The sequence below is a fragment of the Nonomuraea sp. NPDC026600 genome, assembly GCF_040638335.1.
Classification (GTDB): domain Bacteria; phylum Actinomycetota; class Actinomycetes; order Streptosporangiales; family Streptosporangiaceae; genus Nonomuraea.
In genome coordinates this window covers 171,428-195,538 of the sequence record NZ_JBEZYD010000005.1, presented here as the reverse complement: position 1 = coordinate 195,538, position 24,111 = coordinate 171,428, and the positions used below count along the sequence as shown (strand labels likewise).

At 70.3% G+C, this 24,111-nt stretch carries 27 protein-coding genes and 3 tRNA genes; 9 read left to right on the top strand and 21 right to left on the bottom strand.

The window, feature by feature from the left end; all coding sequences use genetic code 11:
• Nucleotides 1-92: 92 nt before the first annotated feature.
• From rpmF to AB0F17_RS13915, 6 genes are all read right to left on the bottom strand, one after another.
• Nucleotides 93-272, bottom strand: a complete 180-nt coding sequence (gene rpmF, locus AB0F17_RS13940) for a 50S ribosomal protein L32 (RefSeq protein WP_033409409.1) — start codon at nucleotides 270-272, stop codon at nucleotides 93-95.
• Nucleotide 273: 1 nt separating this feature from the next.
• The gene (locus tag AB0F17_RS13935; protein ID WP_358021410.1) at nucleotides 274-744 is read right to left on the bottom strand and encodes a YceD family protein; all 471 of its coding nucleotides are present in this window, start codon (nucleotides 742-744) and stop codon (nucleotides 274-276) included.
• A gap of 151 nt (nucleotides 745-895) precedes the next feature.
• Nucleotides 896-1,372, bottom strand: coding sequence for a pantetheine-phosphate adenylyltransferase (gene coaD / locus AB0F17_RS13930; protein WP_358021407.1), 477 nt, complete (start codon nucleotides 1,370-1,372; stop codon nucleotides 896-898).
• A gap of 15 nt (nucleotides 1,373-1,387) precedes the next feature.
• Nucleotides 1,388-1,954 (bottom strand): 16S rRNA (guanine(966)-N(2))-methyltransferase RsmD, encoded by a 567-nt coding sequence (gene rsmD / locus AB0F17_RS13925; RefSeq protein WP_358021404.1) that lies wholly within the window; start codon nucleotides 1,952-1,954, stop codon nucleotides 1,388-1,390.
• A 422-nt stretch (nucleotides 1,955-2,376) separates the two neighbouring features.
• Nucleotides 2,377-4,557 carry an ATP-dependent DNA helicase RecG gene (recG, locus tag AB0F17_RS13920; RefSeq protein WP_358021401.1) on the bottom strand — a complete coding sequence of 727 codons (2,181 nt, stop codon included), beginning with the start codon at nucleotides 4,555-4,557 and terminating at the stop codon, nucleotides 2,377-2,379.
• Nucleotides 4,558-4,591: 34 nt separating this feature from the next.
• Entirely contained in the window at nucleotides 4,592-6,136 is a 1,545-nt protein-coding gene (locus tag AB0F17_RS13915) for a DAK2 domain-containing protein (protein ID WP_358021398.1), read from the bottom strand.
• A gap of 202 nt (nucleotides 6,137-6,338) precedes the next feature.
• Between AB0F17_RS13915 and rpmB the strand changes: the two genes are divergently transcribed.
• The gene (rpmB, locus tag AB0F17_RS13910) at nucleotides 6,339-6,524 is read left to right on the top strand and encodes a 50S ribosomal protein L28 (RefSeq protein ID WP_049556934.1); all 186 of its coding nucleotides are present in this window, start codon (nucleotides 6,339-6,341) and stop codon (nucleotides 6,522-6,524) included.
• An 88-nt stretch (nucleotides 6,525-6,612) separates the two neighbouring features.
• Here rpmB and thiD read toward each other — a convergent pair whose 3' ends face one another.
• Complete coding sequence (gene thiD, locus AB0F17_RS13905; RefSeq protein ID WP_214636953.1) at nucleotides 6,613-7,416, bottom strand: bifunctional hydroxymethylpyrimidine kinase/phosphomethylpyrimidine kinase; 804 nt, start codon at nucleotides 7,414-7,416, stop codon at nucleotides 6,613-6,615.
• A gap of 16 nt (nucleotides 7,417-7,432) precedes the next feature.
• Nucleotides 7,433-8,785, bottom strand: a complete 1,353-nt coding sequence (locus AB0F17_RS13900; RefSeq protein ID WP_358021395.1) for a hypothetical protein — start codon at nucleotides 8,783-8,785, stop codon at nucleotides 7,433-7,435.
• On the opposite strand from AB0F17_RS13900, the gene AB0F17_RS13895 reads away from it, so the two are divergent.
• Entirely contained in the window at nucleotides 8,784-9,026 is a 243-nt protein-coding gene (locus tag AB0F17_RS13895) for a hypothetical protein (protein ID WP_358021392.1), read from the top strand. The two genes, AB0F17_RS13900 and AB0F17_RS13895, sit on opposite strands and share 2 nt — an antisense overlap.
• 345 nt (nucleotides 9,027-9,371) lie before the next feature.
• Here the strand turns inward: AB0F17_RS13895 and AB0F17_RS13890 are convergent, their stop codons facing one another.
• Nucleotides 9,372-10,364, bottom strand: a complete 993-nt coding sequence (locus AB0F17_RS13890; protein ID WP_358021389.1) for a thiamine-phosphate kinase — start codon at nucleotides 10,362-10,364, stop codon at nucleotides 9,372-9,374.
• 47 nt (nucleotides 10,365-10,411) lie between these two features.
• Here AB0F17_RS13890 and AB0F17_RS13885 point away from each other — a divergent pair, with 47 nt between their 5' ends.
• Nucleotides 10,412-10,645, top strand: coding sequence for an Lrp/AsnC ligand binding domain-containing protein (locus tag AB0F17_RS13885; protein WP_358021386.1), 234 nt, complete (start codon nucleotides 10,412-10,414; stop codon nucleotides 10,643-10,645).
• 14 nt (nucleotides 10,646-10,659) lie between these two features.
• The gene (locus AB0F17_RS13880) at nucleotides 10,660-11,091 is read left to right on the top strand and encodes a DUF3515 domain-containing protein (RefSeq protein WP_358021384.1); all 432 of its coding nucleotides are present in this window, start codon (nucleotides 10,660-10,662) and stop codon (nucleotides 11,089-11,091) included.
• On the opposite strand, the gene AB0F17_RS13875 is transcribed toward AB0F17_RS13880, so the two are convergent.
• From AB0F17_RS13875 to AB0F17_RS13865, 3 genes are read right to left on the bottom strand one after another with little or no spacing between them, the layout of a single operon-like run.
• Complete coding sequence (locus AB0F17_RS13875; protein ID WP_358021382.1) at nucleotides 11,074-12,168, bottom strand: D-alanine--D-alanine ligase family protein; 1,095 nt, start codon at nucleotides 12,166-12,168, stop codon at nucleotides 11,074-11,076. The genes AB0F17_RS13880 and AB0F17_RS13875 overlap by 18 nt on opposite strands.
• 58 nt (nucleotides 12,169-12,226) lie before the next feature.
• Nucleotides 12,227-13,237 (bottom strand): NAD(P)H-dependent glycerol-3-phosphate dehydrogenase, encoded by a 1,011-nt coding sequence (locus AB0F17_RS13870; protein ID WP_358021379.1) that lies wholly within the window; start codon nucleotides 13,235-13,237, stop codon nucleotides 12,227-12,229.
• Nucleotides 13,238-13,241: 4 nt separating this feature from the next.
• The gene (locus AB0F17_RS13865) at nucleotides 13,242-13,952 is read right to left on the bottom strand and encodes a lysophospholipid acyltransferase family protein (RefSeq protein WP_358021376.1); all 711 of its coding nucleotides are present in this window, start codon (nucleotides 13,950-13,952) and stop codon (nucleotides 13,242-13,244) included.
• 74 nt (nucleotides 13,953-14,026) lie between these two features.
• Between AB0F17_RS13865 and cofC the strand changes: the two genes are divergently transcribed.
• Complete coding sequence (cofC, locus tag AB0F17_RS13860; protein WP_358021373.1) at nucleotides 14,027-14,662, top strand: 2-phospho-L-lactate guanylyltransferase; 636 nt, start codon at nucleotides 14,027-14,029, stop codon at nucleotides 14,660-14,662.
• Nucleotides 14,663-14,703: 41 nt separating this feature from the next.
• The gene (locus tag AB0F17_RS13855) at nucleotides 14,704-14,907 is read left to right on the top strand and encodes a hypothetical protein (protein WP_358021370.1); all 204 of its coding nucleotides are present in this window, start codon (nucleotides 14,704-14,706) and stop codon (nucleotides 14,905-14,907) included.
• Between the two features lie 50 nt (nucleotides 14,908-14,957).
• On the opposite strand, the gene AB0F17_RS13850 is transcribed toward AB0F17_RS13855, so the two are convergent.
• The 4 genes from AB0F17_RS13850 to leuC all read right to left on the bottom strand — a co-directional run bounded on the left by AB0F17_RS13850 (nucleotide 14,958) and on the right by leuC (nucleotide 17,562).
• Nucleotides 14,958-15,257, bottom strand: a complete 300-nt coding sequence (locus AB0F17_RS13850; RefSeq protein WP_358021367.1) for an HU family DNA-binding protein — start codon at nucleotides 15,255-15,257, stop codon at nucleotides 14,958-14,960.
• A 98-nt stretch (nucleotides 15,258-15,355) separates the two neighbouring features.
• Nucleotides 15,356-15,595 carry a hypothetical protein gene (locus tag AB0F17_RS13845; protein WP_214636942.1) on the bottom strand — a complete coding sequence of 80 codons (240 nt, stop codon included), beginning with the start codon at nucleotides 15,593-15,595 and terminating at the stop codon, nucleotides 15,356-15,358.
• Nucleotides 15,574-16,161, bottom strand: coding sequence for a 3-isopropylmalate dehydratase small subunit (gene leuD / locus AB0F17_RS13840; RefSeq protein ID WP_358021364.1), 588 nt, complete (start codon nucleotides 16,159-16,161; stop codon nucleotides 15,574-15,576). The genes AB0F17_RS13845 and leuD overlap by 22 nt, the downstream gene beginning before the upstream one ends.
• Nucleotides 16,162-16,173: 12 nt before the next feature.
• On the bottom strand, nucleotides 16,174-17,562 hold the full coding sequence (gene leuC, locus AB0F17_RS13835; RefSeq protein ID WP_358021361.1) for a 3-isopropylmalate dehydratase large subunit: 1,389 nt from the start codon (nucleotides 17,560-17,562) through the stop codon (nucleotides 16,174-16,176).
• Nucleotides 17,563-17,659: 97 nt separating this feature from the next.
• Here leuC and AB0F17_RS13830 point away from each other — a divergent pair, with 97 nt between their 5' ends.
• Together AB0F17_RS13830 and AB0F17_RS13825 are read left to right on the top strand one after the other, a co-directional pair.
• Complete coding sequence (locus tag AB0F17_RS13830; protein ID WP_225291990.1) at nucleotides 17,660-18,376, top strand: IclR family transcriptional regulator; 717 nt, start codon at nucleotides 17,660-17,662, stop codon at nucleotides 18,374-18,376.
• A gap of 58 nt (nucleotides 18,377-18,434) precedes the next feature.
• Nucleotides 18,435-20,153, top strand: coding sequence for a hypothetical protein (locus tag AB0F17_RS13825; protein ID WP_358021358.1), 1,719 nt, complete (start codon nucleotides 18,435-18,437; stop codon nucleotides 20,151-20,153).
• Between the two features lie 133 nt (nucleotides 20,154-20,286).
• Here the strand turns inward: AB0F17_RS13825 and AB0F17_RS13820 are convergent.
• The 4 genes from AB0F17_RS13820 to AB0F17_RS13805 all read right to left on the bottom strand — a co-directional run bounded on the left by AB0F17_RS13820 (nucleotide 20,287) and on the right by AB0F17_RS13805 (nucleotide 21,224).
• A tRNA-Glu gene (locus AB0F17_RS13820) sits at nucleotides 20,287-20,359 on the bottom strand.
• A gap of 18 nt (nucleotides 20,360-20,377) precedes the next feature.
• A tRNA-Glu gene (locus AB0F17_RS13815) sits at nucleotides 20,378-20,453 on the bottom strand.
• 80 nt (nucleotides 20,454-20,533) lie between these two features.
• Nucleotides 20,534-21,112, bottom strand: a complete 579-nt coding sequence (locus tag AB0F17_RS13810; protein WP_358021355.1) for a hypothetical protein — start codon at nucleotides 21,110-21,112, stop codon at nucleotides 20,534-20,536.
• A 40-nt stretch (nucleotides 21,113-21,152) separates the two neighbouring features.
• A tRNA-Gln gene (locus tag AB0F17_RS13805) sits at nucleotides 21,153-21,224 on the bottom strand.
• A 164-nt stretch (nucleotides 21,225-21,388) separates the two neighbouring features.
• Here AB0F17_RS13805 and AB0F17_RS13800 point away from each other — a divergent pair.
• On the top strand, nucleotides 21,389-23,356 hold the full coding sequence (locus tag AB0F17_RS13800) for a M3 family metallopeptidase (RefSeq protein WP_358021352.1): 1,968 nt from the start codon (nucleotides 21,389-21,391) through the stop codon (nucleotides 23,354-23,356).
• 173 nt (nucleotides 23,357-23,529) lie between these two features.
• On the opposite strand, the gene AB0F17_RS13795 is transcribed toward AB0F17_RS13800, so the two are convergent.
• On the bottom strand, nucleotides 23,530-24,096 hold the full coding sequence (locus AB0F17_RS13795; RefSeq protein WP_358021350.1) for a PadR family transcriptional regulator: 567 nt from the start codon (nucleotides 24,094-24,096) through the stop codon (nucleotides 23,530-23,532).
• Nucleotides 24,097-24,111: the final 15 nt, after the last annotated feature.

The window sequence follows — 24,111 nt, the reverse complement described above, 5'->3', positions numbered from 1 at the left end:
TCAGACGGTAACGCCGACCGGGGCACCATGGCACCCGGTCGGCAGTGCGTCAACCCTTTGAGCGGTAACGGTCCGCTCACCAGGCGGTGCGATCAGGCGGACGGCTCGATCACCTGACGGCGGTTGTAGGTGCCGCAGGTCGGGCACGCGATGTGCGGCTGCTTCGGCGAACGGCACTGCGGGCAGCTCACCAGGGCGACAGCAGTCGTCTTCCACTGGGAGCGACGGGCGCGGGTGTTGCTCCGCGACATCTTTCGCTTCGGGACGGCCACGTCACTTCTCCTGATCGTTATCGTTCTCGGTAACCAGACCTTGCAACGACGCCCATCGGGCGTCGATCTTCTCGTGCCGGTGGCCGTCGCCGGCCTCGGCCAGCTTGACCCCGCATTCCGTGCAGAGGCCCGCGCAGTCTTCGCCGCAGACGGGACTCAGCGGCAGTGCGAGCACCGCCGCGTCGCGGAACGTCGGCTCGAGGTCGAGCAGCTCGCCGTCGAGCAGTGAATCCTCCTCCGAGGCGTCCTCGTCGGAGTAGAAGAACAGCTCCTGCAGGTCGACCTCGATCTCCGAGGTGACCGGGTCCAGGCACCGCCCGCACTCCCCGGCGAGCGGGGCGTGCACCGTGCCCGAGACGAGCACGCCTTCCATCACTGCTTCGAGCCGGAGATCCAGCTCGACTTCGGCGTCCTTGGGGACACCGATCATGTTGACGCCGAGATCCACCGGTGCCGGGAGGGACAGGGTCATCCGCTTCATCGAACCCGGTCGCCTACCCAGGTCGTGAGTGGAGATCACCCAAGGGGAGCGGGGGTTGAGGTGCTGAGTCATCTGCTCTCGCTAGGCATGGCGAAATTATCGCCGTCGTACAAGGCCGAAATGAAAGGATACCAGGTTGGCGTCAGCTCCTGAGCCGCTCGATGAGGAGCTTGTGGACCAGGTCAGGCACCAATCCGGACACGTCACCACCGTATCGGGCGATCTCCTTGACCCGGCTGGAGGACAGGAAGGAGTATTCGGGATTCGTCGGCATGAACAGCGTCTCGACCCCGGACAACCGATAGTTGAGCTGGGCCATCTGCAGTTCGTAGTCGAAGTCGCTGACCACCCTGATCCCCTTGACGATCGCGGGGATGTCGTTCTGCTTGCAGAAGTCCACGAGCAGGCCGTGGAACTTCCGCACCTTGACGTTCGAGTACTCCTTGGTCACGGTGTGCAGGACCTCGATCCGCTCGTCGACCGTGAACAGGCCGCTCTTCTCGAGGTTGATGAGCACTGCCACGGTCACCTCGTCGTACAGCCGGGCAGCCCGGCCGATGATGTCGAGGTGGCCGTTGGTGATGGGGTCGAACGACCCCGGGCAGACAACGCGGCGCAAAACGCCTCCCCAGGTCTACGGGTTCCCGGCGGCGCGACCGTACCAAACGGACGCTTCGCCGTAGCGACGGACCCTCTCCTCAACGTAGCCTTCAGGCCACATGAGGGCTTTTCCCCTGCTTTCCCGCTCGAACGCCACGAAAGCCCCATCGGCCAACCAGCCGTTGTCGCGCAGGGACTCCAGCACACGCGTGACCTCACTGTCAGTGACGGCATAGGGCGGATCCGCGAAAACTATCCCGTATCCGCCGTCCTCGGGTTTCGCCAGGAACCGCTCCACCTTGTCGGCCACCACCCGGGCCCCGTCCAGCGCCAGCGCCTCGACGTTCGCCTTGATCGTCCGGACGGCCCTCGGGTCGGACTCCACGAGCACCGCGCAGTCCGCCCCCCGCGACAGCGCCTCCAGCCCGACGGCCCCCGAACCCGCGTACAGGTCGATCACCCGGGCCCCTTCCAGCCCGTGCAGGGAGTCGAGGGTCAAGAAGATCCCTTCTCGCGCCCTGTCACTGGTCGGTCTCGTCCCGCGCCCCGGCGGCACGGCCAACCGCCTGCCACCCGCGCTCCCCGCGATGATCCGAGTCATGCGGACCATTGTTCCGCATGTCCACGCAGGTCAAGAGTGGACAAGTGTCGGCCTCGAGTACGCAAGGGTGATTCCCAACGCGCGGAGGGTCTCGCATGATGGGTCCTGCGGCCTTCAAGGTGACCCAGTTGAAGGCCGACCGGCGTGATCGTGAGCCCTTCCGCACGCCGGTTCCCTCGGCACCTGACCCGAGGGTGGGCCCAGCCGGGGACGGCATTCGGGGGGAGGCCGTCCCCGCGGCTGGGATCTCAACATCAAGATCAAGGGCTTTTTTCTTTGTTACGGCACGGCCGGGTTGGCCGCCACCCGCCATACGTGGCTGAGGGCCTCCAGGAAAACGGCCACTGAGCCTGCACATGGCCGGGCACCGTTACGTGCGATTCTTGCTCAGATTCCGTGGCTTCTCCGCGGCGCCGTACGCATCAGGTCTTCTCCAGGTACTCCGCTTTTTCGTCTGCCAGTAGGCGGTCTATCTCCGCGCGCAGGGCGTCGTTTGAGGTCAGGCCCGGGTCGTCTGTCAGGAGAGACCAAGCGTCTTCTCTTGCCGTTTCTATGACGTCTTCGTCGCGGAGGAGCTGGAGCAGCTTCAAGGACGAGCGTTTGCCTGATTGGGCGGCTCCTAGGACGTCGCCCTCTCTGCGTTGTTCGAGGTCTACGCGGGACAGCTCGAAGCCGTCCAGGGTGGCCGCCACGGCTGACAGGCGGGCTCGGGCGGGGGTGCCCTCGGGGAAGTCGGAGATCAGGAGGCAGAGGCCGGGGAGGCCGCCGCGGCCCACTCTGCCCCGGAGTTGGTGGAGCTGGGAGACGCCGAAGCGGTCGGCGTCCATGATGATCATTACTGAGGCGTTGGGCACGTCCACGCCGACCTCGATGACCGTGGTGGCGACGAGGACGTCGAGCTCGCCGCGGGTGAAGGCGCGCATGATCGCGTCCTTCTCCTCCGGTGGGAGCTTGCCGTGCAGGACGCCCAGCCGGAGATCGTGGAAGGGCCCCTCGGAGAGCAGCTCGGCCACGTCGAGGACGGCCAGCGGCGGGCGCCGCTCCTCGTCGGACGCCGGCGGCGCCTCCAGGTCCCCCTCGTCGCCCTCCAGATCGCCGATGCGGGGGCAGACGATGTAGGCCTGCCTGCCGAGTGCCACCTCCTCGCGGACCCGCTCCCAGGTGCGCTCCAGGAAGTGCGGCTTCTCGGCGGCGGGCACGACGTGGGTGGTGATGGGCGCCCGCCCCGAGGGCAGTTGCGACAGCGTCGAGACCTCCAGGTCGCCGAAGACCGTCATGGCGACCGTACGCGGGATCGGGGTGGCGGTCATGACCAGCACGTGCGGACGGCCGCCGCCGGCCTTCTCGCGCAGCGCGTCACGCTGCTCCACGCCGAACCGGTGCTGCTCGTCGACCACGACCAGCCCCAGGTCGGCGAACTGGACGTGCTCCTGGAGCAGGGCGTGCGTGCCCACGACGATGCCCGCGGTGCCGGACGCGGCGTCGAGCAGCGCGGACCTGCGCGCGGCGGCGCCCATGGAGCCGGTGAGCAGGGTGACCGCCGTGCCGCCGAACATGCCGCCCTGCGCGAGGTCGCCCAGCATGCCGCTGATCGAGCGGTGGTGCTGCTGGGCCAGCACCTCGGTGGGCGCCAGCAGCACGGCCTGGCCGTCCGCGTCGACCACCTGCAGCATCGCGCGCAGCGCGACCACGGTCTTGCCCGCGCCCACCTCGCCCTGCAGCAGCCGGTGCATGGGGTGCTCCAGCGCCAGGTCGGCGGCGATCTCCTCGCCGACGAGCGCCTGCCCCTCGGTCAGCGTGAACGGCAGCCGCCCGTCGAAGTCGGCCAGCAGGCCGCCGGCGCGCCGGGGGCGCGGCTTGGCGGGCCACGCGGTCGCCGCCTGCCTGCGCTGCAGCAGCACGGCTTGCAGGACGAACGCCTCGTCGAACTTCAGCCGCTCGCGCGCCCGCCGCATGTCGGCGAAGTCCTTCGGCCGGTGGATGGCCACCAGCGCCTCGCCCAGCTCCTCCAGCCCGCGACGGGCCCGCAGCGAGGCGGGCAGCGGATCGTCGAGGGGCCCGAGCGTGTCGAGGACCACGCCGATCGCCCGCCTGATCGCCCACGGCGTCAGGTCCTTGCCCGCCGGATAGATCGGGACGGGCGCCGCCGCGAAGTCCTCCGCGCTCGCCTCACCCTCCTCGAACAGCTCGAACTCCGGATGCGAGAGCTGCCAGCGCGGGCTGGTCCTGGACCCGAACAGGCCCACCTTCCCGGCGAACATGCCGCGCCGCCCGGGCTTGAGCCGCGACTCGGCCACGTGCGAGCCCTTGCCGAAGAAGGCCAGGTAGATCTTGTTGCGCCCGCCGTCGACGACCTCGGCCTCCAGCCAGGTGCCGCCGCGGTTGCGCATGGGCTTGCGCATCAGCCTGGTGACCTCGCCCACCACGGTGACGTGCTCGTCGACCTCCAGCGCGTCGAGCGAGGTCAGCTCCCCGCGCTCGGCGTAGCGGCGTGGGTAGTGGCGCAGCAGGTCGCCGACCGTCTCCAGGCCGAGCACGCTGTGCAGCAGCTTGGCGGTCTTGGGGTCGAGCGCTTTCGTCAGGGGCTCGTCGAAACGGCTCACGGGACTATGTTCTACCGCCTGCGGCCGACAGGAATCATTCGACACCGATGAGCAGCGGGTAACCGCCCTGTTCTCCGTCGTAGACGACCAGGTCCACGTCGGGCCTGATGGCCCCGAGGTGCGCTTCGACGTGTCCGGCCAGCCGTACCGGCGCGTCGGCGCCCGTGACCAGGGTGACCAGTTCGCCGCCGCCCGCCACCATCCGGTCCACGACGAGCGTGGCCACGTCCTCCAGCGTCGCGCCGATCACCGACACGTCGCCGTCGATCAGCCCGAGCACGTCGCCGGGGCGGCACACGCCCGCGCTGGTGACCGCCTCGCGGTCGGCCACCACCAGGTGGCCGTGGCGCGTGTGCCCGGCCGCGTCGGTCATGGCCACCACGTCGTCGTCGAAGCGGCGCAGCGGATCGTGTACGGCCAGCGCGGCCAGGCCCTGCACGGTCGCCCTGGTGGGCAGCACGCTGACCACGACGCCGTCCTCGCGGGCGATCTCGGCCGCCGCGGTCGCCACCGCCCGGGCGCCCTCGTCGTTCGGCAGCACCGCCACCTCGCTGCCCGCCTCCCGGATGGCGGCCAGCATCGCGGGCAGCGTGGGCCGCGTACCGGGGTCCCGGCGCACCACCACCGCGCCGCACTCCTCGAACAGCGCCGCGATCCCGTCGCCCGCCGCGACCGACACCACTCCCCTGCCCGCGCTGGCTCGGTGCGTACGCTCGGCCAGGTAGGTGATCCTGATCCGGTACGGCCGGCCCGCGCGCAGCGCCGCCTCGACCGCGGGACCGGCCTCGCCGACATGGACGTGGACGTTCCACAGGCCCCCGCCGCCGACCACCACGAGCGAGTCGCCCATCGCGTCGAGCTCCTCGCGCAGTTTGGCCACCGCCTCGTCGCCGGCGTCGAGCAGGTACATCACCTCGTAGCCGGCGCCCACCTCGGTCATCGGCGAGATCCGCGCGGTCGGCGCGGGCACGTCGTAGCGGTCGCTGCGGGAGTCGGTGATCACCCGTTCGAGCGACTCCAGGATGATCGCCAGCCCGGCGCCGCCCGCGTCCACGACGCCGCTGCGGGCCAGCACGTCGAGCTGCTCGGGCGTGCGCCGCAGCGCCGCGCGCGCCGCCCCGGCCGCCCGCCGCGCGACCGCCGCGAGGTCTCCGGTCACCTCCTGCACGGCCCGCGCCGCGGCCTCCAGCACGCTCAGCACGGTGCCCTCGACCGGCCTGGCCACGGCCTCCCTGGCCAGGATGGCCGCGCGCAGCAGCCCGGCGCGCAGGTCTGAGCCGTCCTTCAGCACCTCCGCGAGCCCGCGCAGCGCCTGGCTGACGATGACCCCCGAGTTGCCCCGGGCGCCGATCAGCGCGCCGTACGAGAGCGTCTGCCACATCACCGCGGCGTCCACGTCGTCGGGCAGCGCCTCGACCGCCTCGGCCGCGGAGAGCATGGTCAGGTGCAGGTTGGTGCCGGTGTCGCCGTCCGCGACCGGGAACACGTTGAGCGCGTCGATCTCCGCCCTGGCGCCGCCCAGCGCGTCGGTGGCCAGGCGGGCCCAGCGGCGTACGGCGGGCGGGTCGAGAACCTCCATCTGCGCGCTCCGACCTCCCAGCATGCGCTACCGTTCATGGAGGAGAATATCGCCGCATTTGGGCCCGTCTAGTGCTTGGGTTCGCGCCCAGTGGTGCGGATCGGATATTCTCGTCTGGCTGGCCGGGTGTCCCGGCATGCCCTTCGCCCGGAAAGCATCAAGCGGACAGGGCTACACATCGACTGTTTTAAGGAGCGATACCGTGGCTTCCGTCTGCGATGTCTGCCGCAAGGGGCCGACCTTCGGCAACAACGTGTCCCACTCGCACCGCCGCACCCGTCGTCGTTGGAACCCCAACATTCAGACGGTCCGCGCGGTCATCGGCGGCACGCCGAAGAAGCTCAACGTGTGCACCTCGTGCATCAAGGCCGGCAAGGTCACCCGCTAGCCGGTTCCGACTTTCGCCAAAGCCCGCCTGCTCGATTCCGAGCGGCGGGCTTTCGCCATGTTCGGTGTCGAGCACGGCGGGGGCGGACTCAGCGCCAGCGCCAGGCGTGGTCGACCGGGCCGATGCCGTCGCCGAGCGGGAAGCCACTGGCGATGGCGCCCGTCACATACTCCTTCGCCTTCCCCACCGCCGTCGGCACGTCGTCCCCCAGCGCGAGGCGGGCGGCGATCGCCGAGGCGAGCGTGCAGCCCGTGCCGTGCGTGTGCCGGTTGTCCAGGCGCGGGGCGGAGAAGCGATACTCGCTCGTGCCGTCCGTGAGCAGGTCCACGGGCTCGCCGGGCAGGTGGCCGCCCTTGATCAGGGCCCAGGTGGGGCCCAGCTCCAGGATGGCGTCCGCGGCGCGGCGCAGGCCGTGCTCGTCCTCGACCTTGACCGAGGTGAGCTGCTCGACCTCCCACAGGTTGGGCGTGACGACGGTGGCGACCGGCAGCAGCCGCGTCCTGACCGTCTCGACGGCCTCGGGCGCCAGCAGCGGGTCCCCGTGCTTGGAGACGCCCACCGGATCGACCACCACCGGCGCCGGGTACGAGCCGAGCACCTCCGCCACGACCTCGACCAGTCCCGGCGAGGCCAGCATGCCGGTCTTGACCGACTGCGCACCGATGTCGCCGAGCACCGAGTCGAGCTGCGCCCGTACGGCCTCGGGCGGCAGCTCCCAGTAGCCCTGGACGCCCAGCGAGTTCTGGGCGGTCACCGCGGCGATGACGCTCATGCCGTGGACGCCCAGAGCGAGCATGGTCTTGAGGTCGGCCTGGATGCCCGCGCCGCCGCCGGAGTCGGATCCGGCGACGGTCAGCACGCGTGGAGGGGTCGTAACGGTCATATCGCCCATCCAACCATCTGGCCGATTAGTTGACGGCGCACTCCCCGCCGACCAGGCCGCAGTTCGCCGGTGCGGCGCCGCGGCCCGTGGCCGAGATCGTCAGCTGGGTGGAGCCGCCCGTGTCGAGCGACTGGGACAGATCGATGATCAGCTGATCGCCGTCCTGGGTCCACCCGGCGCCCGTCACCTCCAGCACCCGGCCGCGAATGGGCAGGGAGACCGTGAGCGACGGCAGCGCCTCCGCGGAGGCGTTGACGACGTCCAGGTGCGCGGTGTAGCCCACGAGCCCCTGGTTGACCACGTCGAAGTTCAGGCTCACCGACTGGCCGCCCGCGGGCGGCGTGACAGAGGTCTGGGGATCCACGGGGGCGCCCGTGGCGGGGTCGGTGATCGTCGTGGACTCGTCGGTCGGCTCCTCCGTGGGGCTTTCCGTGGGACTCGTCTCGACCGGCTCCCTCGTGGGCCTGACCGGCTCCTTCGTCTTCGTCTTGGTCGGCGTCGGTGTCGGTGAGGCGCTACGGCGCGGCGTGCGCACGTTGACCGTGGCCGACGGCTTCGGGGTGTCGGCGGCCTTGGTCTTCTCCTCGGTCGGCTCGTCGGAGGGCTCCTCCGTGGGCTCCTCATCCGGGGCCGACTCGGTGACCTTCGGGCCGGGCTGGTTGGAGACCTGTACGGCGGCGCAGGTGGTGCCTGCGCACTTGGCCGGGTCGTCCGAGGAGCTCATGAACTTGACGCCGGCGACGGTGCCGCCCAGGACGACGGCCACGGCGGCGACCGAGAGCAGCGCCACCTTGCCCCGCCCGCCACTGGGTGGTGCGGCGAGCACGTCGGGGCCGGCGGCCTGCTTCTTGCGGCCACGGCGCCGGCGCGGCTCGGGCTCGTCGAGCGGCTCGTCCGACGACCAGCCCGAGCCGAGGAAGTTGTTGTCGGCGTTATTACCGCTGTCCGCCCAGGCGGGCGTGGGCGCGTCGACCATGGTCGGCGCGCCGTACACCTTGATGTCGCCCGGCGCGGGCGGCTCGTTCGGCGGCGGCCCGAACGCCTCGTTCGAGCCGAAGACCTGGGTGGCGCCGAACGGCTCGTTGAAGTCACGCGTCTCGTTCGAGGAGGGCTCCCACGCGGGGCCCGGTGGCCGGCCAGGATCGTCCCACTCCGGACGCGTGAAGGCGCCGGTCGTCTCGAACGGCCCCTCCTGGCGGTTGGACCCACCGGCGCCGCCCGCTGGGGGCTGCTGCGGCTGGTTGAACACGCCTTCGGGCGGCAGGAAGGCCCCCGTGGTCTCGGTAGGCCCTTCCGGGAACGCGCCCGGCCCCCCAGGGGGCCCTACGGGCCGCGGGAACGCCCCTTCAGGCCGCGTGAAGGAGTCCTCAGGACGCATGAACGCGCTCGGAGCCCCCTCGGGCCGGGTGAAGCCTCCTGCGGGGCCGTCCTGGCGCGTGAACACGCTCGAGGGTTCGGCGGACGACTCCGGGGGCCTGCCCGCGGCCTTCGACCGCGGCGGCGGCGCGAACGCGCCCGTCGTCTCGAACGGGTCGGGCCGTACGCCGGGAGCCGGTCCGACCGGGACCGGTCCAGCCGGGGCCGGTCCGCCTTCCCGTTTCGGCATCGGCGCCCACTGACCTGTTACCTCCACCTGGTCCGGCGGCGAGGGCCAGCCTGGTGGCTCGGCCCTTTGCTCGTCCGGGCCCCAGAAGGCGCTCTTGGCGGTCGGATCCGGGACGGCGGCCCACCTCGCGGCGGGGTCGGTGGTAGACCTGAGGTCCAACTGAATGTCGTCGGAGTCCTCATTCCCCCATTCATCCTCGTCGTCGGATCCACCTGTGCCGTGGCGGCCCATATGGCTGCCCTTTCTGCCGGTTACAGTGGCCGCCAATCTTCATAACACCTTTACTACGGCTTTGTCCCAGCATTCCCGGTAGTCACACCCCAAATCCGCCAAACCTTACACAAATCGCGGCAGAATGTCACGCAAAGTGATCCCATCCGGCATGACCAGTTTCACGGCCTCGGACGACCACGCCCTGACCTGCGATGATGCCTCCCACGATCCGCCACGAAGGCGGGAGCGCCACCTCGGCGGGGAACACCGCCGCGAGCGCGTGATCCTCGCCCCCACCGAGGATCCAGTCCAGCGGATCGGCCCCCAGCTCCTTGGCCGCCGCCGCCACCGGCTCCCCCACGACGAACGCGGCCGGGTCCAGCTCGACGCGCACGCCACTGGCCGCCGCGATGTGCCCGAGGTCCTGGAGCAGCCCGTCACTCACGTCGAGCATCGCGCCGGCCCCCAGCTCCGCCGCCTCGGGTCCCGCGGAGTAGGGCGGGCACGGGCGCCGATGCGCGCCCACGGCCTCCCAGAGCGCCTCCTGCGCCGAGGGGAGGGGTGTCCCCTCCGAAGCCGCCCACCCGGACTCCAGCAGCGCCAGCCCCGCGGCCGCGTACCCGAGACGGCCGGCCACGGCCACCACCTGCCCCGGCCGCGCGCCAGACCGGGTCACCGGTGGTCGGCCGCCCAGGTCGCCGAGCGCGGTCACCGCGATGACCACCAGCTCGCTGCGCGCGATGTCGCCGCCGACGACACTCGCCCCCACCACCGCGCACTCGTCGCGGAACCCGTCGGCGAGCGCGTCGAGCCACTCGACGGGCAGGTCCGGGGGCATCCCCAGGCCGACCACGATGGAGGTCGGCACGGCCCCCATGGCAGCCACGTCGGCAAGATTCTGAGCTGCGGCTTTACGCCCTACGTCGTACCCGCTGGACCAATCGCGGCGAAAGTGCCTACCCTCGAGTAGCAGATCTGTAGACACCACGACGCGCCCGTCGGGCGCGCTGACCATTGCGGCGTCGTCGCCGGGACCGAGCAGCACCGTCGCACCTTGCGGCAATCTTCCGGAAATACGAGACACCGCTCCGAATTCGCCGAGATCTCCGACTGTGATGACGCACCTCCTTACGCGCACAGGGTACGGTGGCCCTTCGGCGTGATCGAATCGCCCGGGAGGACGTAATGGTGCAGGCCTACATCCTTATTCAGACCGAGGTCGGCAAGGCCGCGAGCGTGGCCCACGAGATTTCCCGCATCCCGGGAGTCACGCAGGCTGAGGACGTCACCGGCCCCTACGACGTGATCGTGCGCGCGGAGGCCGGCAACGTCGACGACCTGGGCAAGCTGGTGGTCGCCCAGATTCAGGCCGTGGAGGGCATCACCCGCACTCTGACGTGCCCGATCGTGCACATCTGAGGTAAATCTATTTCATGCGCCGCGCCACTGTCCTGCTCGCCCTGCTGACCCTCGCCGGGTGCGGCGGTGCCGTACGAGTGGAGCCGCCCACGCCACCGGCCGAGGCGGCGGCGGCCTGCGTGAGCCTGGCCGGACGGCTGCCCAAGACGCTCGACGGCGCCCCACGCGGTGAGTCCACGCCCGCGTCGCCGTACGTGGCGGTCTGGGGGGAGGCGGAGATCGCGCTCCGCTGCGGTGTGCCGCGCCCCGCGCGGATGGCGCCGACCGACACGTTGCAGGAGATCGACGGTGTGGGCTGGTTCGCCGACCCCGACCGGCCGACCCTGTACACCGCGATCGCGGACCCCGCCTACGTCGAGGTCACGATCGCGGGCACACACGTGGCCCCTTCGGTCCTCGCGGACCTGTCGGGGCCGATCGGCAAGATGTCAGCGCAACCCGGGTGAGCGGTTCAGCGCGAGCTGGATGAGCCTGTCGACCAGCGCCGGGTATGACAGCCCCGAAGCGGCCCACAGCTGCGGCGCCACCGACAACGAGGTGAACCCGGGCATGGTGTTGATCTCGTTGAAGATCAGCTCCCCCTCGGGCGTGTAGAAGAAGTCGACCCGCGACAGCCCCTCACAGTCGAGCGCCTCGAACGCGCGCACGGCCATCGCCCGCAGCTCCTCGGCCACCGCCTCCGGCAGGTCGGCGGGCACGGTGAGCGACATCTGGTCGGGGTAGTACTTGGCCTCGAAGTCGAAGAACTCCTGACCGCCCTGGACCCTGACCTCGCCGGGCGTCGACGCGATCGCGGGCTCGTCGCCGAGCGATTCGAGCACCGCGCACTCGATCTCGCGCCCCTCGATGGCGGCCTCGATGAGCACCTTGGGGTCGTGCTCGCGGGCGAACTCGACGGCCCGCTCCAGCGAGGCCCGGTCGTGCGCCTTGGAGATGCCCTGGGACGACCCGGCCCTGGCCGGCTTGACGAACACCGGCCAGCCGAGCCCCTCGGCCTCCTTCAGCACCCGGTCCCGGTCGAGCCGCCAGTCACGCTCGCGCACCACCACATAACGCCCGATCGGCAGCCCGGCGGCGGCCATGACCGTCTTCATGTGGGCCTTGTCCATGCCCACCGCACTGGCCAGCACGCCGGAGCCGACGTAGCGCACCCCGGCCATCTCCAGCAGGCCCTGGATCGTGCCGTCCTCGGCGAACGGGCCGTGCATGACGGGGAAGACCACGTCGACGTCGCCCAGCTCGACGGGGATGCTGCCCGGGTCGTAGGCCACCAGAGAGTTGCCGCCGGACGGCAGCGCCAGGGCCGCGCCGGTGGTGTCGACGGCGGGCAGCTCGCCGGCCTCGATGGCGAACCGCTGGTCTGCCGCGGCCAGCACCCACCTGCCGTCCTGGGCGATCCCGATGGGGATCACCTCGTACTTGCTCCTGTCGATCGCCTCCAGCACGCTGCCGGCTCCCATGAGGGATACGGCATGCTCGGAATTGCGACCTCCGAAAACGACGGCGACGCGTGGCTTGCTCATGAGGTCCGAATCTACCGGCGCGTACCCAGGACAGCGAGTCAAGCGCGCGGTCACGTCCTCAAACGCCATAACGCTCGGGCTTGGGCGAGCGGGACATGAGCAGCATCCCGGCCTCGCTCGGCGACATGCCGTCATGGACCACGCCCACCACGACCTCGGTGATCGGCATCTCCACGTCGTGCTTCCTGGCCAGTTCGAGCACGGACTCGCAGGACTTGACGCCCTCGGCGGTCTGCTTGGTGGCGGCGATGACCTCGGCGAGCGTCATGCCGCGGCCCAGGTTCTCGCCGAACGTGCGGTTGCGCGACAGCGGCGAGGTGCAGGTGGCCACCAGGTCGCCCATCCCGGCCAGTCCGGCGAACGTGTGCGGGTCGGCCCCGAGCGCCGCGCCCAGCCGGGAGATCTCGGCCAGTCCCCTGGTCATCAGCATGGCGCCGACGTTGTCGCCCATCCCCATGCCCGCGGCCACACCGACGGCCAGCGCGATCACGTTCTTGACCGCGCCGCCCAGCTCGACACCGACCACGTCGGTGTTGGTGTAGGGGCGGAACCACGGCGGCAGGTGACAGACGTCCTGCAGCCGCGCGGCGACGCCCTCGTCCGCACTGGCCACGACGGTGGCGGCGGGCTGGCGCTGGGCGATCTCCTTGGCCAGGTTGGGGCCCGAGACGACGGCGACCCGGTCCTCGGGCACCCCCGCCACCTCGCGGATGACCTCGCTCATCCGCTTGGTCGTGCCGAGCTCGATGCCCTTCATCAGGCTGACCAGGACCGCGTCACGCGGGATGTGCTCGCGCCAGGCGGCCAGGTTGGGCCGCAGCGACTGGGACGGCACGGCGAGCACCACGAAGTCGGCGCCGTCGAGCGCCTCGGCCGGGTCGGTCGTCGCGCGCAGCGAGGTGGGCAGCGCCACGCCGGGCAGATAGTCGAGGTTGGTGTGGCTGCGCTCGATCGCCGCGACCAGCCCAGGCCGCCGCCCCCACAGCACGGTCCGGTTGCCGGCCTCGGCCAGGATCATCGCGAACGTGGTGCCCCACGAACCGGTGCCGAACACGGCCACCTTCGTCATGCCGTCACCGCCCGGCGGGGTCGTAGGGGGCCTCAGGGGCCTTCTCTGCGCGCAGCTCGGCGAGCTGCGCGGTGATCGCCATCATGATGTCGTGGGTGGCCGCGCGCAACACCTCGGCCTCCGGCGGCTTGCCGGAGTAGGCCGACAGGTCGACCTGCGGGCCCACCATCACGTGGAACGTCTTGCGCGGGAACAGCCTGAGCCGTTTGTGCCCATAAGGCAGCAGCTCTTGCGCGCCCCAGTGGGCCACCGGGATCACCGGCGCGCCACTGGCCAGGGCCAGTCGCGCCGCGCCCGTCTTGCCGACCATCGGCCACAGGTCGGGATCCCGGGTGCAGGTGCCCTCGGGATAGAAGAAGATCGCGGCGCCGTCCTTCAACCGCTCCGACGACTCGCGCAGCGACTTGGCCGCCTCGTTGCTGCCCCGCTCGACGGGGATGGCCCGCAGGGAGCGGATGGCGTGGCCGAGGAGCGGCACCTTGAACAGCACGGACTTGGCCAGGATGACCGGCCAGCGACCGTTGTTGTAGAGGAAGTGCGACAGCAGGACGGGGTCGGTCCAGGAGAGGTGGTTCGCCGCGATGATCACGCCGCCGGTGCGGGGGACGCGCTCGCCCCTGCGCCAGTCCTTCTTGATCAGGAGCCATGACAGTGGTTTCACGATCACTACGGCCAGGGTCTCCCAGAAACGCGATGGGCGCGTGGGGCGGCTCATGATCTCCTCCTACGGTCTGCGCCCCAAGTCTCCCGGTTGGCCGCATGGGATGTCGAGGCGCGATGCTTAACCCTATGAGCATCCGCTGGTCACTGGTCATTCCGGTGAAAACGCTGGTCGCGGCCAAGACGCGGCTGGCGGCCGCCACGGGCCCCCACCGCACCCGGCTGGCCGTCGCCGTCGCCTGCGACACCGTCGCGGCGGCGCTCTCCTGCCCGCTGGTGGCCCGGGTAATCGTGGTGACCGCCGACCCGGCCGCCGCCGGGCCGCTGACCGCGCTGGGCGCCGAGGTGGTGCACGACCCGGACCGTGGCCTCAACACCGCCCTGCGTACGGGCGCGGCGCACGCCGTACGGGTCGCGCCCGGCGACGCGGTCGGCGCCCTGCAGGCCGACCTGCCCGCCCTGCGCCCGCCTGAGCTGGCCACCGCGCTAGCCTGCGCCGCCGAGTTCGACCAGTCCTTCGTGCCCGACGCGCTCGACGTCGGCACCACCTTCTACGGGGTACGACCGGGCCGCCCGTTCACGCCGCGCTTCGGCGGGGAGTCGCGGGCCAAGCACCTGGCCGGCGGCGCCAAGGAGCTGTGCCCGGAGGGCATCGACTCGGTCAGGCGCGACGTGGACACCCCCGACGACCTGCGTGCCGCCATCGCCCTGGGGCTGGGGCGGCACACCGCGGCGGTGGTCGCCGAGCTGTGGCCGCCTTCGTGACGCCCTCGCCGCGCGGACCCCCACCGTTTACGCTGGTCGGCATGCAGGCGACGGTACGCAGTTTCGATCCGGTGACGCGTTCCGGCTCGGTCTTCCTCGATGACGGGACCGTGCTGGAGTTCGGCACGCCCGCCTTCGACGCGGGGCCGCTGCGGCTGCTGCGCTCAGGGCAGCGGGTTCGCCTCGCGATGACGGATGACGAGATCACCTACATAACGCTGTCGACCTTTCCGCTCCCCGCATAAGGAAACGCCCGGCCCCACGAAGGGGACCGGGCGCCCGGCTGCCTCTTTGCCTACTTCTTCTTCGCGAGCTTCTTGCCGCCGACGTTCACCAGTTCCTTGAAGTCCGAGCCCGGACGGAACTTGGGTCCCCAGCTCTCCGCGACCCGGATTTCGGCACCCGTTGACGGATTGCGAGCGCTCCTGGCCGGCTTGTGGACCATCTCGAAAGCACCGAAGCCGGTGATCGAGACCTTGTCCCCGCCGGCGACCGCCTTCTGGACGGCGTCGATGATCGCGTTCACGGCCTCCGTGGCCGTTTTCCTGTCGCCCACCCGCTCTGCGATGGCATCGACGAGTTCTCGCTTGTTCATAAAGTTCTGCTCCCCCAGTTACGGCTCGGGGTTCCAGCTCATGAGTTCTACGTAGAAACCCCTTACGCGCTCGAAAGTAGGCGGGATCGCGAGCGAACTCAATCACCGAGCGTGTTTTCGGGTGCGCGTGGCGTGTCGAAATCGCTGTCGAGCGCGGCGAGAAACGCCTCGAGGCGGGCCGCCGCCCTTTCCGGATCCCGCTTGGCCAGATCGCAGATCGCGACGTAACGGCGGGCCAGCCGTTCCTTTTCGGCGGCGGGCAGCATGCGGACGCGGCGGTGCGCTTCGCGCAGCCGCCGCGCCAGTGCGTCGTCTTCTAGACGGTCGTCGGCAGCCATGGCTGCCGACCATTCTCGTACGCCGCCACATCCTCGGCATGACGCAGGGTCAGTCCGATGTCGTCGAGGCCCTCCATGAGGCGCCAGCGGGTGTAGTCGTCGATCTCGAAACCGACGGCCTCGTCGGCCCAGCGGACCTGGCGATCCGCGAGGTCGACGGTCACCTCCAGCCCCGGCTCCGCCTCGACGGCCGCCTGCAGCGCCTCGACCTTGTCACCCGGCAGGATGACGGGGAGCAGGCCCATCTTGGTGGAGTTGTTGCGGAAGATGTCGCCGAACCTGGCGGCGATCACGGCGCGGAAGCCGTACTGCTGCAGCGCCCACACGGCGTGCTCGCGCGAGGAGCCGGTGCCGAAGTCGGGACCCGAGACGAGGATCGAGCCGCCGGTATAGGACGGGTCGTTGAGCACGAACGTCGGGTCCTCGCGCCAGGCGGCGAACAGGCCCCTCTCGAACCCGGTCCTGCTGACCTGCTTGAGCCAGACGGCCGGGATGATCTGGTCGGTGTCGACGTTGCTGCGGCGCAGCGGCACCGCCGTACCGGTGTGGGTGGTGAAGGCGTCCATCGGAAGGCTCTCCTAAACGAGGTCGGCGGGGGCGGTCAGATGGCCGGTGACGGCGGTCGCGGCGGCGACCTGCGGCGACACCAGATGGGTGCGGCCACCCTTGCCCTGACGGCCCTCGAAGTTGCGGTTGGAGGTGGAGGCGCTGCGCTCGCCCGGCTGGAGCGTGTCGGGGTTCATGCCGAGGCACATCGAGCAGCCCGCCTCGCGCCACTCGGCGCCGGCGGCCTTGAACACCTCGTGCAGGCCCTCCTGCTCGGCCTGGGCCTTGACCATCATCGAACCGGGCACGATCAGCGTGCGGGTGGTGACCTGGCGGCCGCGCAGGATCTCGGCGGCAGCGCGCAGGTCCTCGATGCGGCCGTTGGTGCACGAGCCGACGAAGACCGTGTCGACCTCGATCTCGCGCAGCGGCGTGCCCGCCGTGAGGCCCATGTATTCCAGTGCCCGCTCGGCCGACGACCGCGCGGTCGGGTCGGCGAAGTCCTGGGGATCGGGCACGGACGCGTTCAGCGGCAGGCCCTGGCCCGGGTTCGTGCCCCAGGTGACATACGGCGTGAGCGTCGTGGCGTCGATCTCGACCACCTGGTCGAACACGGCGTCGTCGTCGGTGCGCAGCGACTTCCAGTATTCGACGGCCTGGTCCCACGCCTCGCCGGTCGGCGCGTGCCGGCGGCCCTTGAGGTAGGCGAACGTGGTCTCGTCGGGCGCGATCAGGCCCGCGCGGGCGCCGGCCTCGATCGACATGTTGCAGACCGTCATGCGGCCCTCCATGGAGAGCTCGCGGATGGCCTCGCCGCGGTATTCGACGATGTAACCCTGGCCGCCGCCGGTGCCGATCTTGGCGATGATGGCCAGGATCAGGTCCTTGGCCGTGACGCCGACGGGCAGCTCGCCCGTGACCTCGATGGCCATCGTCTTCGGCCGGTAGGCCGGCAGCGTCTGGGTGGCCAGCACGTGCTCGACCTCGGAGGTGCCGATGCCGAACGCGATGCCGCCGAACGCGCCGTGCGTGGAGGTGTGGGAGTCACCGCAGACGATCGTCATGCCCGGCTGGGTCAGGCCGAACTGCGGGCCGATGATGTGGACCACGCCCTGGCCAGCGTCGCCCATGGGGTAGAGCCGGATGCCGAACTCGGCGGCGTTCTTGCGCAGCGTCTCGACCTGGGTCTTGGACACCGGGTCGGAGATCGGGCCGAGCACGGTCGGCACGTTGTGGTCTTCGGTGGCGATGGTGAGCTCAGGCCTGCGCACGGGCCGGCCGGCGAGACGGAGACCGTCGAACGCCTGCGGGCTGGTCACCTCGTGAATGAGGTGCAGGTCGATGTAGAGGAGGTCGGGTTCGCCGTCGGCGCGGCGCACGACATGCTGCTCCCAGACCTTCTCCGCCAATGTGCGGGCCATGATCTCCTCCTGGTTGATGCGATGCTCACCATCGCGCTCCCTCGCGGGAGAGTCCTCCGACTTGCCTTCTCATATGTCGAGACGGCAGTATCGGTGTATGGACAACTCTAGCGGAGTCGGCGTACTGGACAAGGCCGTTCTGGTACTCAATGCCCTCGAAGCGGGTCCCGCTTCGCTGGCTCAGCTGGTCCAGGCCACCGGCCTGGCCAGACCCACGGCCCACCGGCTCGCCGTCGCACTCGAGCATCACCGCATCGTGACCCGTGACACGCAGGGCAGGTTCGTGCTCGGCCCGCGGCTTTCGGAGTTGTCCACCGCGGCGGGCGAGGACCGGTTGCTCGCGGTGGCCGCGCCCGTGTTAATGCAACTGCGCGACCTGACCGGCGAGAGCGCGCAGCTCTACCGGCGTCAGGGTGACGAGCGGGTCTGCGTGGCCGCGGCCGAACGGTCCAGCGGGTTGCGCGACACCGTGCCCGTGGGCTCGGCGTTGCCGATGACGGCGGGTTCCGCCGCCCAGATCCTGCTGGCGTGGGAGGAGCCCGACCGCCTGCACCGGGGGCTGCGCGGGGCCAAGTTCACCGCGGCCACGCTGGCGTCGGTGCGGCGCAGGGGCTGGGCGCACAGCGTCGGCGAGCGCGAGCAAGGAGTGGCCAGCGTTTCCGCGCCGATAAGGGGCAGCGGCGGCAAGGTCATCGCGGCGGTCTCGGTTTCGGGACCCATCGAACGGCTGACGAGAGCCCCAGGCCGGCTGCACGCCGTGCCCGTGATGGCAGCGGCTGAGCGCATCACTGAGGCCATGCGCCGCACGTCATGATCAGCAAAAGCGCTTATTTGGGGAGCCGAGTGCCTCGCGGGCGCACTAGCCTGAGTGCGTGACAGATCGCATCGAGGTAGCCGCCACTGAGCTGCGACCCCTGCTCGAAGAGTTCATCATCTGGGCGCAAGCCAACGCGCCCGAGAGCGACCCCGAGCTCGTGGGGCCAGCGGCGCTTTGGCACCGCCTCGCCTTCTCCCAGGATCTCGGCACGTGGAAGCGTGCCGACCTGCGCAACCTGCTGCTCGACCGCATGCCCAAGGTCGTGGAGGACCCCGACGCCGCCGCCGACGGGATGCTCCCCGCCGTCGACGCGTACCTGACGTTCCTCTCCCAGACCGGACGGCTCACCGAGGGTTCGGACTCCCTCTCCGACCTGCAGGCCGAGCTCGACGACGTCGAGGACGACTTCGTCGAGCTGATGGAGGACCTCCTGGACGACGACGCCGAAGGTGACGACGACGAGGAGGAGGAGATCGGCGACCTGGGCGACTTCGAGCCGTTCGCCGACGCTCTGGCCGACCTCGACACGATCAGGCTGCGCCCCGACTCCGAACTGGCCACGGCCGCACGCGCCGTGCCGCTGGTCGCCCAGGCCCGCGACCTGGCGCTGTGGGTGGGTTCGGGACGCCGGGTGGGGGAAGACACCCTGCTCTCCGACGACGAGGTGGCCGAGGCGCTGGCGGCCGTCGGGCTGCCCAGGCCGGAGACCGACGGCTCGCTCGCCGAGGACGTCCCGCAACTGTGGAACGTCTGGAACCTCGCCGTCGACCTGGAGTTCCTGGAGCCGGGTGACGCCAACACCGTGGGCGTCCAGGACGACACGTCCGAGTGGCCGTTCGACGACGACGAGGACGTGCTCGACGCCTGGATGCTCGGTCTGCACTCCGTCGACTACGGCGACCCCGAGCTGCCCGACGAGGACCTCACCATGGCCCTGGCGGGCCTCACGCGGGGCGTGCTGGTCAGGCTGCTCCTCGGGGGCGGTTCCCGCGACCTCGACGAGCTCGGCCAGGAGCTGTCCGAGGCCGCCGCCGAGCTCGACGAGCTGGGCTCCGACGCCTGGGAGGCGGCGGGCGACCCGCTCGCCGGGGCGATCGCCTGGCTGGCCGGCTACGGCATGGTGGAGGTCGACGGCCGGACGGCCAGCCTCACGCCGCTCGGCACCGAGGGCATCGTCCACCTGGTCGACGACTCCGACATCGAGGTCGACGCGCGCCCGGCCATCGACTCGATGAGCGCCCACGAGCTGCTCGCGCTCAGCGCCGAGCTGCCGGAGGAGGAGGCCGACGCCGAGTTCGCCGACTGGATGCGGCTGCGCGAGCCGGGCAAGGCGGCCGAGGAGCTGCTGGAGGCCGCCGCCCAGGACGAGTCCGACGCGCTCATCCGGGTGCAGGCGGCCAGCGTGGTCGGCACACTCGGCGAGGCGGCCATCCCGGCCTGGCAGGAAGCGCTGAAGCAGTCGTCGCTACGCCCGTACGCGGCCACGCACCTGAGCCAGCTCGAGGTGGAGGACGCGCCGGAGCCGACGCAGGACGACACCCACTGGCTGATCCTCGACATGTGGACGATCTCGGCCGGGCTGGGCCGGTCGGAGTTCATCGGCAGCCTGCGGGACATCGGGCCCGAGCTGCTCAACAACCTGCTCGAAGTGATCTGGAAGATCCCGCACGCGCACGTCGAAGAGCTGCTCGACCTGATCTCGCAGGTCCACCCCGACAAGCAGGTCGCCAAGGCGGCGCGGCGGGCGCTGTTCAAGGCCCGCTCCAACTCCTAGGCAGCCATCCGGATGGCGCCGCTCCAGCTACTGGAGCGGCGCCATCCGCGTGTTCGACGGAGTTCTGTCCCCCGAGCCGGGCCAACAAAAAAAGCCCTCGGCGCGATGCGCGACCGAGAGCGGTGAACAAATGTAGTCCCGACCGGATTCGAACCGGCGCTACCGCCTTGAGAGGGCGGCGTCCTGGGCCACTAGACGACGGGACCTTCGTGAGCTTGTGACAGTGGTAGTCCCGACCGGATTCGAACCGGCGCTACCGCCTTGAGAGGGCGGCGTCCTGGGCCACTAGACGACGGGACCCTGTCCACAAGCGATGGTGCCAGGTTCCCCCGGCAACGCAGGTAACTCTACCGCACCCTCGGAGCACCTCCAAACCACTATCAGGCCAGCAGATCGGGCCTTTGGCGGCGGACCCAGTCGCCCATCGGGCCACGCTCCCAGAGCGGGTCGATGGCGCCGAGCGGGATGCCGAGCCGCTGGAGGCCGGTCCGCGGATCGACGGGCACCCCGGCGAGCTGCGCCCGCATCCAGCGGGGCACACGCGGAGGCACCTCTCGGGTGCCCCAGCCGATCAGCCCGGCGGACCGCAGAGCGCCGGCACGCACCCGGACGCCGCCGAGGCGCCCGATCGTGCGGGGACTGGCCATGCGGCTCTCCACGACGTCAATGCGGTCCATCCGCGCCCATTCCAGCCGGAGGCGGAAGCCGTAGGTGTCCTCCAGCTCCACGCCCTGCGGGGAGAAACGCACGACGGTGCCCGCCACCATCCGGTGGTGCTTGACCGCCAGCACGCCGACGAGCGCGCCGACACCGAGGAGGCCGATCAGCACTCCGGCGACCGAGCTGCCCGTCAGGATGGCGCCGAGCAGCAGGCATACCGGGAAGAAGAGCACGAGGGGCATCAGGAGCGGGGCCACGAAGGCGGGGAACAACCCTCGCCGGATCCGGAACTCATCCATAAGCAAAAAACGGATGTCTCTGCGAGACATCCGTTGAACGCTGGGGTACCAGGACTCGAACCTAGACTAACTGAACCAGAATCAGTCGTGCTGCCAATTACACCATACCCCACCGGCCCGAACCCCGTGGGGCGCGTTAAGGCGACGTCCGAAAGAATAGCCCAGCTTGGGGTGCAAGACCAAAACGATTGCCGAACCGCCTTCCTCCGGGGGGCAGGAGAGGCCCGGCCGTGCCAAGCTGAGGGGGACAAAGCGCCACGTGGAGGAGCCCAAGCGTTGCCAGAGAACCCCTTCTTCGCCCCCAGCAACCTGCCGTACCAACTGCCGCCCTTCGAGGAGATCCGCGAGGAGCACTACCTCCCGGCGTTCGAGCGCGGGATGGCGGAGGGGCTGGCCGAGGTGGAGGCGATCGCGGACAGTAGCGAGCCGCCCACCTTCGACAACACGATCGCCGCACTGGAGCGTTCCGGGCGCATCCTGGAGCGCGTGTCCACGGCCTTCTTCAGCATCGTCTCCTCCAACTCCACCGAGGGCGTCCTGGAGCTGGAGAAGCAGATCTCGCCCGCGCTGGCCAAGCACAGTGACGCCATCCGGCTCAACCGCGCGCTCTGGGCCCGCATCAAGCGGGTGGCCACCGACGACCCCGAGGAGTCGTGGCTGCTGGAGAAATACCGCGAGGACTTCATCAGGGCCGGCGCCGACCTGTCGGAGGCCGAGCAGAGCGAGCTCAGGCGGCTCAACGAGGACCTGTCCCGGCTGTCCACCGAGTTCGCCCAGAACCTGCTGAGGGCGCTGAGCGAGTCCGCGCTGGTCGTCGACGACGCCAAGGACCTCGACGGCTTCGACGAGGCCACGATCCAGTCGTTGCGGAAGGACGGGCGCTACGTCCTTCCGCTGCTCAACTACACCAACCAGCCGGGGCTGGCCCAGCTCACCGACCGTGACGTGCGCCGCAGGCTCTACACGCTGAGCGTGGAGCGGGCGCCGCGCAACTTCGAGCTGGCGATCAGGACGGCGACGCTGCGGGCCGAGCGGGCCGCGCTGCTGGGCTTCCCCAGCCACGCCGCCTACACGGTCGCCGACCAGACGGCCAAGACCGTGGAGGCGGTCGAGGCCATGCTGGGGCAGCTCGTCGGGCCGGCCGTACGCAATGCCAAGAAGGAGGCGGAGGCGCTCGCCGAGCAGGCCGGGTTCGCGATCGAGCCGTGGGACTGGTCCTACTACTCGGAGAAGGTGCGCCAGGCCCGCTACGACTTCGACGCCGGGGCGATGCGGCCCTACTTCGAGCTGTGGCGCGTCTACCGGGACGGCGTGCTCCACGCGGCGACCCGGCTCTACGGCGTCACGTTCACCGAGCGGCTCGATCTGAAGGGCTACCACGAGGACGTACGCGTCTACGAGGTGTTCAACGAGGACGGCGGCCCGCTCGGCCTGTTCCTGCTCGACCCGTACGCCCGCTCCAACAAGCGTGGCGGCGCGTGGATGAACAACCTGGTCGACCAGTCGGGCCTGTTCGGCGAGAAGCCGGTCGTGATGAACAACCTCAACATCACCAAGCCGGCCGCCGGGCCGACGCTGCTGACGTACGACGAGGTCAACACGGCCTTCCACGAGTTCGGGCACGCGCTGCACGGGTTGTTCTCCGAGGTGCGCTTCCCCCGTGTGTCGGGCACCAGCGTGCCGCGTGACTTCGTCGAGTACCCGTCCCAGGTCAACGAGATGTGGGCGACCTGGCCGGAGATCCTGGCCAACTACGCCAAGCACCACGAGACGGGCGAGCCGATGCCCGCCGAGCTGGTGGAGAAGATGAAGGCCGCGGAGAAGTTCAACCAGGGCTTCATGACCGTCGAATACCTGGCCGCGACACTCCTCGACTGGACCTGGCACAAGCTGGCCGCGGGTGAGGCGGTGGCCGACGCCGAGGTGTTCGAGTCCGCGGCCCTGGAGACGGCCGGGATCGCCCTCCCGACGGTCCGGCCGCGCTACCGGACCAACTACTTCGCGCACATCTTCGCCGGGGGCTACAGCGCCGGCTACTACTCCTACATCTGGAGCGAGGTGCTCGACGCCGAGAGCGTCGAGTGGTTCAAGGAGAACGGCGGGCTGGAGCGGGCGAACGGCGACCACTTCCGCCGCGAGCTGCTGTCCAAGGGCGGGAGCCTCGACGCGCTGACCGCGTTCCGCAACTTCCGCGGTCGCGAGCCGAGCATCCGGCCGCTCCTGGAGCGCCGCGGCCTGCTCTGACACCCACTGCCCTTGGCCGGCGCCCCTTGGCCGGCGCTCTTCGCCTGGCGCGCGACTCAGGGGCGCCGGGCAGGGGCGTGCGGGTCAGGGGGTGTGCGGGTTCAAGGGGTGTGCGAGTTCAAGGGGCGTGCGGGGTTCAAGAGGCGTGCGGGTCAGTCGCGGCAGGGCGCCGCTCAGGGGCGTGGCGGTGTCGTGTCCCTGGGGGCCGGCAGTTCGTCGAGGCGCTGCCTGAGCCAGTCCTGCTCGGCACGGCTCGCGGCGCGGGCGATCACCAGCATGCCGCGCCGGTAGGGGTCGGGCTCGTCGCGCGCCCGCACCGGCCGCCCGCCCTCGTAGAAGAAGCTCGCCGGCGCCTCCAGGAAGGCCAGCCGGCGACGCAGCACGACGGCCTGGTCGGCGGGGTCGGGTAGCGCCGACAGGAACGTCAGCAGCGCGAAGAACCTCGCCTGGTCGCTGATCTCCAGATCGGCCGGCTCACACAACCGCCGCAGCAACTCCTCACGCCCCGCCGAAGTGATCGTCAGCACCTGCCGGCGTGCCGCCGCCGCCCCCGCCTCCTCGTGCCGCTCGACCAGCCCCTTGCCCTCCAGCCTGGCGATGGCCGGGTAGAGGGCGCCGTCACTCACCGGCCGCAGGTGCCCGCTCAGCGCGGCGAGACGCGCTTTGAGCTCGTAGCCGTGCATCGGCCGCTCGTGCAGAAACCCCAAGATGGTGAGACTCAGGTCACCGCCACTTGCCATGGGATGCATCGTAAC